Source organism: Allochromatium palmeri (genome assembly GCF_009720725.1).
Classification (GTDB): Bacteria; Pseudomonadota; Gammaproteobacteria; order Chromatiales; family Chromatiaceae; genus Thermochromatium; species Thermochromatium palmeri.
In genome coordinates this window covers 141,048-154,268 of record NZ_WNKT01000001.1, presented here as the reverse complement: position 1 = coordinate 154,268, position 13,221 = coordinate 141,048, and the positions used below count along the sequence as shown (strand labels likewise).

The window sequence follows — 13,221 nt, the reverse complement described above, 5'->3', positions numbered from 1 at the left end:
GTCGAGATAGACCCTATATCAAAAACGAAAAGTGCTCAATCGTGATTCGTCGATACGGCGTGATTCAGCAACAGTCGCGCCGCTTGACGACCGCCTCGGCCAGCGCGTGCAACATGGGTTCGGTGTCGTCCCAACCGACACAGGCATCGGTGATACTTTGACCGAAGATGAGATCATCGCAGGCCGCCGGGTTCTGATTGCCGGCCACCAGATGGCTCTCGATCATCACACCAATCAGGCGCCGGTCGCCGCGCGCGATCTGGCCGGAGACGTCCTGACAGATACGGATCTGCTTTTCGGGCCGCTTGCCGCTGTTGGCGTGGCTGAAGTCGATCATGATCTTCGGCGTCAGTCCCGAGGACGAAATCTGCTCGGCGGCGATGTTGACGCTCTCGGTATCGTAGTTCGGGCGCTGCCCGCCGCGCAGGATGATGTGGGTATCGGCGTTGCCGGTGGTGCTGAAAATAGCCGACTGCCCTTCTTTGGTCACCGACATGAACACATGCGGACGCGCGGCGGCATGGATGGCGTCGATGGCCACCTTCACATCGCCGTTGGTCGCGTTCTTGAAGCCGATCGGACAGGACAGCCCCGAGGCCAGTTCACGATGGCCCTGGCTCTCGGTGGTGCGCGCGCCGATCGCGCCCCAGCTCACCTGATCGGCGATGTACTGCGGGCTGATGAGATCCAGGAACTCGGTGCCGGCCGGCACGCCCATGTCGTTGAGATCAAGCAGGAGTTTGCGCGCGATGCCCAACCCCTTGTTGATCTCGAAACTACCGTCGAGATTGGGATCGTTGATCAACCCCTTCCAGCCGACCGTCGTGCGCGGCTTCTCGAAATAGACGCGCATGACGATCAGCAGGTGCTCGGCGAGCGCCTCGCGCAGTGGCTTGAGACGTTGGGCATATTCGAGCGCGGCTTCGGGGTCGTGGACCGAGCAGGGACCAACCACCACCAGCAGCCGCTCGTCGCGACCATGCAGGATGCGCTGGATCTCGTGGCGGGTGTCGTAGACGGTGTCGGCAGCGGTATCGGAGAGCGGATATTCTTCGTGCAGCTCATGCGGCGAGCGCACACGGGTGATGTCACGGATACGGAGGTCGTCGGTACGGTGCATGGCGAGGTGTGTGTGAAGTCGCAAAGCGGTGCAGTATAAACCGGCCAGGACATCCACGCGCACGACGAGCGAGTCTGAACAGGCCGATTTCGCCCACATCCAGCGGGCAAAGCCTGAGGCTCAACCGATGCGGGGCTCGTGCGTGCGCGAGTCCCGCATGATCGAACAAGGCCCGGTCAGGGGATATACCCAGGGGCGTTAGGCCCCAGGTTCGGTTCACCCTCGATGGCGGCCTCGTAGGGATCACCGGTCGCATTGGCCTCAGCACCTGACATGCCAGTAGCATCGATCTGCGTGTCGAGCACGCTGTCGCCGACGAGCGCATCATTATCATTGAGGTCAACGCCCTCGACGACGACCTGATCGCCACAGCCCGAGACCAGCACGCAGACGAGGGCCGCCGCCAGCCGCGGAGCCGATCTCCGTTGAAATGGATTGAAGTCAAGATTCATCAGTCTGGCCCCGCTCAATTGAGCTGATCAAAGATGCAGTCGAGCGCCGCTTGATTGGTGTCTGTCGGATAGAAGGCATTGATGTCGCTGGCGTAGGTGGACTGATCGACCTGGCCTGCGGACAGCTTGCTGGTCTCATCAACGAAATAGACGTCGTTGTTATTGACATCGAGCAGAAAGTTGATGGGCTGGTTGCCGATTTTAAACGTGCCACAGTTGGCCGCCACCTGGTCCAAAAACGCGTCGCTCGCCGCGCTCTCGGGCGCGAGGACACCACCGCTACAGCCTGACAGGCCGAACACGGCGATGGCTGTGAAGAGAGTCATGCGTTTCATCAATTTCTCCGCGAGAAACCCCGTCCTTCAGGACGGGGTAGTTGACGCCTTTACTGTACTGTGTCTTCTTGCGCGGCCCGGCGCGCGGCAAGCGCGACGAACACGGTCGACCAGCCACTGAAGATAAGTTCGATGGCCACAAAGAGACCGATCACCCAGAGGCCGGAGACCGGCCATTCAGCGATGATCATGCCGCCCAGCAGGATGGATACGAGGCCCGAGAGCAGCGACCAGAACCAGCCTGTTGCCACTGGACGAAGCTGAATGGCCATGAGGATACGCAGCACACCCACCGCGATCAGGATGCCGGCCAGTATCAGCGTTAGCATCGCGGATGCACGCGCCGGGTCCAGGATGATATTGACACCAGCCGCCACATAGAGCAGCGCGATCAGGACATGCCAGAACACGGATTTCCAGCCCTTGCAGGTAAAGGCATGGATAAGTTGGAGGACGCCCGCCCCGAGGATCAGTATTCCGAATAAGAGCACGCTCGCCAGGGTGAGCGCGAAGGTCATATAGAATCCGATCGTGCCAAGGACGAGTGAAACGAGTCCCAGAGCCAAAAGCCAGCCCCAGTTTTTCTTGACATCGCCGAAAACGGCCTCTCGGATCTCCGCCATGTTCATCTCGCTGCTTGTGGACATCGTTGATCCTTCTGTTGATTTGAAATCAATTATTTGAGCCGCGCCGTCTCCGACGTTACGGATGAGTGCCAACGTGGCCGATTACTCAAAGCGACGCCTACCGTTCCGGACGCGGTTCAAATGGCATCAATCCGGAATCTGAAGCTCGGTTCCGGCTTGAATGAGACTGCCCTGCAGACCGTTTAACGCTTCGATGGCCTCTACCGTGGTACCGAAGCGCCGACTGATCTCCAATAGATCGTCGCCCTGCGCGACAATATAGAGTCCGGTGTCGGGATCGAAAAAGCCCGTGGCATGTTTCGGCGGGATGTAGATGACTTCTCCAACCGTGATGTCCTCGCTCTCCTTGCCATTGCTGACCAGGATATCCGTGACGCTGATATCGTACTTGCCGGCGATCGTCTGGATGTCCTCGCCCTCGGTGACGGTGTAGGCGACGATGTTGTCGGTCGCGGCCTGGGTCGAGCCCAGGACGGCAAGGAGGGCGGTGGACAGGACCAGTTTTTTCAGCTTCATGATGTGCTCTCTGTCGGAAGTAACGGTCTAAAAAAACGTGAAATACGCTCCGGCAGCGTCAAAGATTGCCGGAGCTGGCGCGTTAACGAGGATCGGCGGCGGTCTTGCCCTCTGCCTCAGCTGCGTCCTGGTCCATCTTCTCGGCCAGCGCGGCGGCATCTTCCGCCTCGGCCTCGGCCTTGGCCGCCGCATGCTCGGTGACCGCGGACGGATGCGCTTTCATCTCCGCCTGCGCGGCCGCAGCGGCCTTCATCTTGTCGTCCATCGCCTGTTGAGCCGCATTCGCTTCCTTCTGATAGGCGGCGGCCTCGCTTGCGTTCTGCATGGCCTGGGCCTTCTCGATCGCCGATTCGGCTGAGGCCGTGCCAGTGAATGCAAGGGTCGCCGCGATGACTGAGGGAAAAATAATTTTATTCAAAAACATGCGTTGTCACTCCGTTGTGCGTTTTGATCGATTAGTTTTTCTTTAGGCTCTTTCTGGACATCAGCCGCCCGAACGCAAATGGCTGTAACTCTGGCAGGGGCGATTTGAAACGCCCCTGCACCCGTCCTTTTCCAGAAATCACCGGATCATCGTTGGCATCCAAGCCAATTGAGCAGACGGCACTATTCCATCGTGACCTTTATGCCGCTGGCCGAGCCGGCGTTCAGCTGCAAACCTTGGGTCCTGGACTCCAGGCGCATGATGACGCCGTTTTCGTTCTTGAGTCGCAATCCGCCAATGCCGCCACCGAGCGTGATGCTTGCGTCGAGCTTGGTGTAAGTACCGGGGAATTTCGAGATGTCATCCAATGCGTAGACCTCTCCAGAGGCACTCATCTTCGAGACACCAATGTTGGCTCCCGCCGTCAGGCCGCCAATCTTGAAGGCATATTCCTGGCCCTGGAATGTCAGTTGGCCACCGCCGGTCGTGCCGCCCAGAATAAACGCGAATTGCTTTTCGTCGATTGAGACGGTTCCAGATGGCTGCTTGGCATCGGCGGCCAGTGCCAGCCCACCCATCAGGAGCGTGATAGCAAACAGGGCTTGACCAGTCATTTTGCTGAACATCTTCATCATGCATTTCCTCGTTGGTTAAAAAGCATTTCAACCTAAACCGCGCCCAGCATGGCACGCGATGTATTTAGATTTCATTCGGCCTCGCGCGAGCCAGCGCGCATCGGCGCTGACGCGGTTCAATTTGAGTTGGCGGCGACGCAACCGTCGCTTCCCTCGGCACAGACGACGATATAGGTTTTACGCTGATTGCAGCCCTTGACGCCAATGGTGTACTCGGCTCGGAGGACACCAATATAGGGTCCGTCAAGGGGTGGCTCGATCAGCTCACGGGAGAGCACATCTCCCTGGGCACTGGGACAATTGAGGTCGAATTGTCCCCTTTCCAGCGCGGCCTGTATCGCCGCTGGCTGGTTGCTATCCAAGAGTTGTCCCGACGAGGCGCAACCAGAGAGAATAACGACGCTCAATGCCGCGACGGATTTCAAATTTATCATCTTTAGGTCTCCTTTATTCAAGCGCGTCTCGCGCGGTCTGAGATGTAAGCGGTCTCGCCAGCATTGTGACATCTGTCAGATCTGGCGCGATTTTAATCAGCAATCCTGTCGACAGAAGGACGCGTCTTGCTCGCAGTTGCTGAGACAAGTTTCGATAGAAACGTCCGCTTCGTCGAAATGCTCCTCGTCAGCGCGCGCGGTGCCTTCTTCACACTGTTGCTTGCATGCCGCAAGGATGTTTTCGCATCCGGCTATGCAGCCAGGACCGGATAAGGGTGGGATCGCATCGATTGACTCCATGTCGGCGGATCCGCCCTCACCGAACGCAAGCGTCGAACAAAGGGTTAGGGCAATAAAACCAAATAGCTTCATAGGTATTCCTCATCATCGATGACACATTGTAATAACATCGTTCGCTATTTGGGAAACATTAACTGCACCTGCGCGCGGATCTGCCAGTCGGCGCCATTATCGGGGCTGACCGCGTTGTAGTAGGCCGAGAGCTGCGTATTCACCGGTAGCTTGCCGAAGTGAAAGATCTTGCCTACACCGCCGCCGATCGGGATGGTCCAGCGATTGTCACTGTCGGCGGTCCAATCGACGGTGAGAATCGGGGCGGAGGTCAGATAGAGACCGCCCTTGAAGTTGTAGTTGAGAAAGGGCTGAATCAGACCGTTGTTGTAGTAGCCGCCATGCTGGTCGTTGGTCAGCGACCAGACATTGTTGACCAGGGCGCCATAGACCCAGGGACTGCCGTGCTCAATGTGCAAGAGCACGAACGACGGCCCAAGCCCCCAGTTCCCATTGCCCAGTTCGTCGCTGGTGTTGGTTGGGAGCTGGACGACCGGTCCCGCGCCCCAGATCCATTTGCCGGGCTTGGCGGGTGAGAGGAAGGCCGTGAACACCGTGTCGCCGATGCCGCTGGTACTGTCGATATCCGGCCCTAGCGACGGCTGCCAAACCACCGGGACGATGGTGCGGGTGATGATGTTCCAGTCGTCGTTGATCGAAATCGGGATCACCGGCTGGATGTTGAGGATGTTCTGTGTGCCCTGCTCCGGTCCGTAGTTCAGATTGGTGTTGTTCTGAAAGGGGACGCTGATGAGATTGCCGACCGGATTCTGCGCCAGCTTGGCTAATTCCTCGGCACTCATCTCGGCCATGGCCGGGGCGCAGCCCAGTACTGTGATGGCCAATGCCCTGACCAGCAAAAGCAAAGGATTGAATGATGTGTTCATGAACTCAGTTTTCGGGTGGCGGTAATGGGTGCTGTGGCAAGAAGGATTTTGTTATCGTTCGGTCGCACGGCGCGAATCCTTGAACATGCGGGATGGGCGATGTGAAGCGGCCCATCCCATGCGGCCTCATTCAATCAATCAGTTCGATCTCGCCGGGTCTCCAGGTCTTGTCGATCCATGGCGCGAGCGGCCCGTACATCCGCAGGATGACGAACCAGCTCTTGCCGGGGACGGTCTGGAGCCAGTTGCCTTCCTTGCCCTTAGGTGCTTCGGGCGCGAAATAGACATCGAAAGAACCATCCGCATTCTTCTCAAAGCCATTGGTCTGGCTGCCAACCGTTGGGAAGAGTTGGCTGGTTTGCAGTTGTGTGCGGGTTTGAGTGTCGTAGAGCGTGACGGCCCAGAAGTTGTTCACGGGCACATTGGGCGGTAAATGCAGCTTGTAGGTCTTCGCGCCGTCGAACGGCTTTTCGTCGTTGTCCAGAAAAGCTAAGGCGTAATCGGAACCCGCTCCCACATGCGTCGTCGCCATCGCGGGCGTCACACCGCCAGCGTTGTAGTAGAACAGCACTCGCGCATCGAGATTCATCGCGCCGTCGGCTTCGAACGAAGTATTCCTATCCGCATAGGCCGTCACCCAGTTGCTCTTCGTGTCGGGATAGATGTACACCCCGGAAATGCGTGGATCGTAGGTGATCGAACGCCCGGCGGCATTCCCCAGCGTCGCCGCTTCGGCCAGGAGCTTCTTCATCCTGTCGTCGGGATTGAATGGCTTGCCCTTGACGATCCCGATCGCGCTCAGGTAACCGCGAACCTCGGGACCAATCGCATCGAGGGGCTCTTCCTGAACGATGGTGTTCAAGATGTCGAAGTATTCCAAGGTGCTCGGAAAAATGGTGCTGAAGGATCTGCCGGACATGTTGACGAACTCGGTCGGTGCCGGATTGTCTTTGTCTTTCAGCGGATAAACCTTCAGCCCGGATTTGAAGTTATCGGCCGCCGCCTCCAGGCCATCCTTGATCGAACCGCGCAGAAAGAGGAAGTTCTTGTTGGTCTTGGGCTTCAGCAGGAAATAGCCGTCCGGGATCTCGCCCTCATAGCCCGGAGGCAGGACCAGATATTTGCCGCCCTTGCCCTTGTCCGGTCCAGTGACACCCATGTTGCCGACGAAGCGTTGCCAGGCATCGTCGAGAAAGCCCAGCATGCCGGGCGGGATCTCGATGACCGTCGGGCCATCCTTTGCCAGATCCGTGGGGGCATAGGCGTACATGGTGGACGTGTTCGAGGTGATGACCGGCGTGCGGGAATCCATCAGCTGTTCCCAGATGGCGATCTTGTTCGGTGCATCGGCACCCTGCTGGGCCATCCCCAGGAGGACGCTGTAGATCGACACAGCACCGACGTTGTCGAGATAGACCCCGAGCGCACGCGAGCGGTCCAGATAGTCATACACCAGGTCGTTGGTGTTGCCGATCGGGACGCCATCGAAGAATGTCAGCTCGCCGGCCGCCGTCTGGACGGTGTCGGGAATCGACGCCGCCTGCGTTTTCATGGCCTCCCTGGCACTCTCTGTCCCTGCATCTGCACCGCCGATGGCCAGCGTGTCGCCAACCTTGATGGTGTCCGACGACAGCGTGTTCTGCGCCTTCAGCGCATCCACGGGGATTTCAAAGCGTTCGCTGATCGCGATCAGATCATCGCCCTCGACCACGACGTAGGTAGCCGTCACGCTGTCGTACTGGCCCTGGGCGTGATGACGCGGACCTGCATCGGCCGCTTGGGCGCTGCCGATCGCGAGACAGCCCGTCAGTGTCAGGACCGAAAGGGCGGTTTTTAACCCTGTGTTGACGGGCGTTTTCAGGGTTGGGGATTTTTTGAGTTGCATCCGTAAGACCTTCCTTATTTTCCTGGATCACTGGAGCTTGAAACGAGGAGAGAGGCCTGGCTTACGCGAGGCCCCTCTATTCATGGCTTGCGTCTCGCCAAAGACCTGCCTCGCCTCAATTGACGAGTTCGATCTCGCTTGGCTGCCAGGATTTGTCAAAGAACGACGGCAGCGGGCTGTAGAGGCGCAGGATGGTGAACCAGCCCTTGTCCGGGTCGGTCTGAATCCAGTTGCCGCGATCCACCCCATCGGGCTGTTCGGGACTGAAATAAACGGTGGTTGAGCCGTCTTTGGCAACGGTCGCCGCCGGCGAGGGATACCCCTGGGAACCCGCGCGGGGGTATTTCTGCGGTGTTGCCAGCATCGAGCGTGTCTGGTTGTCGTAGAGCGTGAAAGACCAGAACGCCCTTGCCGGGATGTCCTTGGGCAGCGTCACCTTATAGGTCTTCGCGCCGTCGAACGGATCGCCCTTCGCATCGAGAAAGCCCATCAGATACTGCGAGCCGACGCCGGGGATGTTCATGATCATGCCCGGGCTATCGAGGGTATAGCCGTAGTAGAAGGCCGCGCGCGAATCGAGCGTCCGGGCGCCAGTCGGCGGCAGCGGCTTGAATACCCCGTCCTCAAAGGCGGGCGGCGGGGTTTCGAAGAAGGCGCCGCCTTCCCAGAGCATGTTCCCCCAGTTCGTCCCCTCATAATACGCCCAGTCCGGATGGACCTCGAATGGCCGCCAGTTCAACACCCGGCCGGCTGCCTGGCCGACGGCGGCGGCGTCGGTGAGGATCTTCTTCATCCGCTCGTCGGGCGCGAACTCCTTGCCCTTGACGATGCCGATGGCGGCAAGCTGCCCGGCAAGCTCCACGTCATAGCTGGTGGCGGGCTCGGCCTGGACGTTCTCGTTGATCCATTCATAGAAACCGAAGTCGCTGGGCGGGATGGTATTGAACGACAGGTTGCTCGCCTCGACGAACTTCGTCTCGGGGATCTTCGGCTCTTCTCCGAGGCGGACCGCGCCGGTCAGCGCCTGCGCAATGCTGGTACCGTAGGCGCCCTCGGCGTAGGGATAGATCTTCATGTTGGCCTTGACGTTCGCGACCGCCGGTTTGGGATCGTTGTCCACCAGGTAGGCGCGCGAGGCATAAAGGACCCGGTTGGTCTTGGAATGGGCGACGAAGTAGCCGCCCTCGGGCAGCGGCCCGTCGTAGTCAGGTCCGACGATCAGGTACTTGCCGCCCCGACCGCGATCCGGCCCCGGGCCGCCGACGTCGATGATCCAAGAGAACCACATGTCGTTGATGGTGCCGACGCCGTCCGACGGTTGTTCGATCACCATCGGGCCTTTTGAGAGGTCGATAACGGAGAGGTAATAGACGGTGTCGGCGTTGCCGGTCAGGAACAGCGACGTCGAGTCCAACAGCTCAGACGTGATGACGACGTCGTTATAGTCGGCACCGATGCTCTGGAAGCCCTTTTGGAACCCAAGGGCAGACGCGCCGCGAAAGCTGTTGTTGTAGACGTTCAGCGCGCGCGTGAAGTCGAGCGCATCGAAGACCTTCTGCGCGGTGTCGGCGCTCGGCACGCCGTCGCTGAACGCCAGCGTGCCGATGCGGGTCTCGATGCTGTCGGGCGCCGAAATCGACGCGAGCGATGCTTCCGAGACCTGGGCCGACGCCGTGATCGGCATGGCCAGACACAGCGCCAGAGTGCTGATCGACCCGGATATGGATGGGGATACGCCGTGTTTCATCGTGTTCTGCTCCTGGAAGAGGCGCATCTGCCGGACGGCAAGCGCAATGACGTTCGCGGACGATCGGTGATACATGATTCAGCTGTCGTCGCTGTGTTCGTGGGTCATGTGCAGTTCATATCCGGTGCCTGATGCGCTTGGCGATCTCGAGCCGGCGCTGTTAAACACGGGTTGCGAAGCCTGTGCGGTGCTGGCACAAACGCCGCGGCCGAAAATGGGTCATACTGACTGACCAGAGACTGGATTGTCTGACCCTATCGCGCCAAAATCATCAACCCGGCAGAAAGGGGGAAATGGCGATTGAGCGGCAGACTTACAATTGTCCGGGCGGCCAATCTACACAGCGACCTTGCTGTGGCGTTCCATGTGTTCGATCTGAACCCGCAGTGGCTTGATGGTGTCGAGATGCAGGTCACGCTGCGGAAAGGCGATGCTGATGCCGGCGGCATTGAACTTGTCGTTGATGGCTTCGTTCAAGGCACTGATGGTGCTGACGCGCAGATCGATTGAGTCAACGAAGCAGCGCAGCAGCAGTCCGAGCGCGTTGTCGCCGAAGGTCTCGAAGATGACCGTTGGGGCTGGTTCATCGAGCACGTTGGCATTCTCCCTGGCCGCCTCTGCCAGGAGATCCATAGCCTGGCGCACCGGTGATCCGTAAGCGATGCCGATGGCCAGCACCAGCCGCGTGGTCTGGTCCGACAGTGACCAGTTGAGCAGACGCCCGGTGATGAACTCCTTGTTCGGCACCAGCAGCTCCTTGCCGTCCCAGTTGCGGATGGTGGTGGCGCGGATCTTGATTTTGGTGACCACGCCATCGGTGTCGCCGATAGTGACGGCATCACCGACGCGGATGGGGCGCTCGAACAGGATGATCAAGCCGCTGATGAAGTTAGCAACGATTTCCTGCAGGCCAAAGCCGATGCCGACGCTGAGCGCCGCCGCCAACCACTGCACTTGCGACCAACGCGCGCCCAGCGTGCTGAGCACCAGCAACAGACCCACGGCCACCACGACATAGATCGTCAAGGTGGTCACCGTATAGCGACTGGCCGCCTTCATTTTGAAACGCTGCAACAGCACGATCTCCAGCAGGGCCGGGAGCCGATCCGCCAGCACCCAGGTGCCGATGGCATAGAGCAGCGCCAGGCCGAGGCTGCCGAGCGTGATGGGCCGTGACTGCTCTGTGCCATCGACGGTGATGGTCTCATGCCACAGGATCACATCGTCGAAGATGTGCAGCGCCGGTAGGGCGCTGGACCAGATCAGGTACAGTCCGGCAATGGTGCCGGTGAACAAGAGGATGCGAATCAGCCCGCGCGTCTCGTCGCTCAGGGCCGTGATATCCACTTCCGGCGCCTCGAATTGCAGCTCACCCGTCTCATCGGCCGACTCGTGCTCTTGCGCTTCCGCTTGCTCTGCACGCCGACGTTCCATGGCGGCATCAAAGGCCAGGCGCCGCCGGGTGACCTGCAGCCAACGCAGGGCGAGCGCGTTGCTCAGCACCAGCGCCACGATGAACCATATTGTGTGCATGAATATGCGGGAATAGGCCTCAGCCGTGTAGACATAACCAGTCAAGGACAGGGCGACCAAGGTCAGGGGATAGCCGACCGCTAGCGGATACCAAAGCAGATAGGTGCGGAAGACCATTGGGTAATCGCCACCTGATCGCAGGTGGCTGAGCACGCCGCGCCGGGGATGGAACACCCGGTAGAGGAACCAGGACAGCGCACCGAAGCCCAGCAGCAGACCGAGTTTGGCTAGGGTGCCACCGGTCTCGGTCGGGTTCAGGCCGATGGCGAAATGGACGATCGCGACCGCAATCGCGAGCGGCCAGATGAGCCAAGTGATCTGGGTTCGCAGCAGCATCAGGTTGCGTTCTGGCCAGCGGAAATGCACCGCCGCCAAACCGCGCGGCAGGCAAATGGCGCGCAGGCTCAGCAGAATCGCAAGATACAGGGCGACCCAGAGCAAGGACGCACCAATGGCGCGGGACAGCACTGTTGACCCGCCGCCAGCCTGGAGCAGCCAGCCCGTGATCGCCAACAGCAGAGGCAGCGGTGCCGCGATGAGCAGGGTCAGCAACAACACCCACCCCGTGTGGCCGAGTCGATCCGTCGTGGGTTTGCCGATCCGGGGTGCGATCGCTTCGATCGCGGCGATGATCGCTCGGCGTCGCCACAGCAGGACGCCGGCGCCGATCAGGCCGAGCCAGAAGGCGGGACTGTAAGAGAGCTGCTCGACCATCAGGCGTGGCAATCCCGGCAGATCAGCGGAGGCGAGCCGGTCGCGGAGTTGGCTCGGCATCCCGCGGATGTCCCCGAGGCTGATCGGTTTGGCGTTACGCAACCAGGGCAGGTTTTCGCCTAAAAAGGCCTTGTATTCAGTGGCGGTCGAGAGCAACGCCTGCTCGGCCCGATCGAGTTCGCGCAGCTTGTCGAGGTAGAGGCGATTCGTCTCCAAGGCTTGGTCGAGCTGTTCCTGGCGCTGCTGAACCAGATCCAGCAGCCTGGCCTTGAGCGCCTCGTTCGATGCATCAGCCTGGAGCGACTGTGCGAGCCGCTCGATGGTGGCATCCGTATCCGCGATGCGTCGTGCCTCAGCGCGATACTCCAAACGGCGGACATTGAGATCGGCGATCTCTGCCTGGCGCCGTTCGGCGTTTTGCACAAAGGCCCGTGGATCGGGCAGCGTATCGAGCTGCTGCAGGAGAATTCGGCCAAGGTCATCGTTGACCTCGCCGGACTCCAGGGTTGTACGGGCATCCTGATAATCGGCGTCGATCTGCTCCAGGAGCTGCTTAAGGTTTTGCTGGGCGAGATCCTGGGCCTGAAGGCGCTCCGTCATCTCGCTGACGTCACGCGACAGTGCCGCGATTTTTGCGGACCATTCGACCAGCACCGGGTGCATCCCCGCGATCTCACGCTGCGTCTGCTCGGCATCTATCGTCGCTTGCTGCGCCGCTTGACGACGTTTGCGATCGATCAGCTCAGCGAGCGCCTGGATGCGCTCGCCCATCGCGTCGATGCCGGCCTCTTCCTTGTCGCGCCTGGCCTCCAATAACTGCATCCGCAACGGTCGGCTCGACAGCTCCTGCTCAAGCATCGTGGTCTCGGTGCTCAGGGCCACATAGCGCGTCTCCAGCACCCACTTGTGGGCTTGCGCAAACGTGGGACTTGCATCATCGTCCTCTGTCGGTGCCTGAAGCTGTGACGAAGCCTCTTCGCGTTGTTGCGTTGCCTCGGCGAGGCGCTGGCTGATGGCCGCCGGGCGCTGCTCAAGGATGGCCAGACGGGATTCGAAGTCGGCGCGTCGCGCATTGGCGGCGGTCAGGTCTGCTTGTTCCTTCTGCGACAGTTGCTCAAGCACCGGCAGCGGGGTGTTCGCATCCGCCTCAAGGTCATCCAGTGGCGCGGCCTGGGTATCCGGCGCAAGCGCCGCGCGGATCGCCTGGATCTCGGCCGGCGCGCGCTCGGCCGTGCGCCGGAACCTGGTCGCCGATGCGGCGTTGTCCTTCGCCGCCTGTAGATTGCTCAGGGCCTTGCGGTACAGCTCGATCAGCTGGGTCTTGGCCTCCTCGGTCCTGTCGGTCGCGGCCTGCGCTTCGGCGATCTTCGACTCAATCGTCTGCGATGTGACCAACGATGCAGGCAGCGCGCTTTCGGCCTCCTGAGCAGAGGCCGACGACAGCCAGGCAGCCCACAGCAAGCCGGCGATGACGACAGGGACAAGTGTTCGCATGATTCTCACTCTATTACGTCCAGCGTGCTCGAACTCGGCTCAATGAT

General features: G+C 60.2%; 12 protein-coding genes. All 12 read right to left on the bottom strand.

The genetic code is table 11. The features are described 5' to 3' along the window. Positions 1 to 64: 64 nt before the first annotated feature. Positions 65 to 1,120, bottom strand: a complete 1,056-nt coding sequence (locus tag GJ668_RS00700) for a 3-deoxy-7-phosphoheptulonate synthase (protein ID WP_155448187.1) — start codon at positions 1,118 to 1,120, stop codon at positions 65 to 67. A gap of 176 nt (positions 1,121 to 1,296) precedes the next feature. Then, positions 1,297 to 1,572 (bottom strand): hypothetical protein, encoded by a 276-nt coding sequence (locus GJ668_RS00695; protein ID WP_155448186.1) that lies wholly within the window; start codon positions 1,570 to 1,572, stop codon positions 1,297 to 1,299. A gap of 14 nt (positions 1,573 to 1,586) precedes the next feature. Continuing rightward, the gene (locus GJ668_RS00690; protein WP_155448185.1) at positions 1,587 to 1,907 is read right to left on the bottom strand and encodes a lipoprotein; all 321 of its coding nucleotides are present in this window, start codon (positions 1,905 to 1,907) and stop codon (positions 1,587 to 1,589) included. 50 nt (positions 1,908 to 1,957) lie between these two features. Then, positions 1,958 to 2,626: an HdeD family acid-resistance protein gene (locus GJ668_RS00685; RefSeq protein ID WP_343032155.1), complete on the bottom strand. Its 669-nt coding sequence runs from the start codon at positions 2,624 to 2,626 to the stop codon at positions 1,958 to 1,960. A gap of 54 nt (positions 2,627 to 2,680) precedes the next feature. Continuing rightward, a complete protein-coding gene (locus GJ668_RS00680) occupies positions 2,681 to 3,070 on the bottom strand; it encodes a LysM peptidoglycan-binding domain-containing protein (protein ID WP_155448184.1) in 390 nt (129 codons plus the stop codon). Positions 3,071 to 3,152: 82 nt separating this feature from the next. Further along, the gene (locus tag GJ668_RS00675) at positions 3,153 to 3,494 is read right to left on the bottom strand and encodes a hypothetical protein (RefSeq protein ID WP_155448183.1); all 342 of its coding nucleotides are present in this window, start codon (positions 3,492 to 3,494) and stop codon (positions 3,153 to 3,155) included. Positions 3,495 to 3,676: 182 nt separating this feature from the next. Next, positions 3,677 to 4,129: a DUF1134 domain-containing protein gene (locus GJ668_RS00670; RefSeq protein WP_155448182.1), complete on the bottom strand. Its 453-nt coding sequence runs from the start codon at positions 4,127 to 4,129 to the stop codon at positions 3,677 to 3,679. A gap of 116 nt (positions 4,130 to 4,245) precedes the next feature. Beyond that, entirely contained in the window at positions 4,246 to 4,563 is a 318-nt protein-coding gene (locus GJ668_RS00665) for a hypothetical protein (RefSeq protein WP_155448181.1), read from the bottom strand. A 416-nt stretch (positions 4,564 to 4,979) separates the two neighbouring features. Further along, a complete protein-coding gene (locus GJ668_RS00660) occupies positions 4,980 to 5,801 on the bottom strand; it encodes a transporter family protein (protein WP_155448180.1) in 822 nt (273 codons plus the stop codon). Between the two features lie 130 nt (positions 5,802 to 5,931). Then, on the bottom strand, positions 5,932 to 7,686 hold the full coding sequence (locus tag GJ668_RS00655) for a DUF1214 domain-containing protein (RefSeq protein WP_155448179.1): 1,755 nt from the start codon (positions 7,684 to 7,686) through the stop codon (positions 5,932 to 5,934). A 115-nt stretch (positions 7,687 to 7,801) separates the two neighbouring features. Further along, entirely contained in the window at positions 7,802 to 9,508 is a 1,707-nt protein-coding gene (locus GJ668_RS00650; RefSeq protein ID WP_246194570.1) for a DUF1254 domain-containing protein, read from the bottom strand. 261 nt (positions 9,509 to 9,769) lie between these two features. Continuing rightward, positions 9,770 to 13,174, bottom strand: a complete 3,405-nt coding sequence (locus tag GJ668_RS00645; RefSeq protein WP_155448178.1) for a mechanosensitive ion channel domain-containing protein — start codon at positions 13,172 to 13,174, stop codon at positions 9,770 to 9,772. Between the last annotated feature and the right edge of the window lie 47 nt (positions 13,175 to 13,221).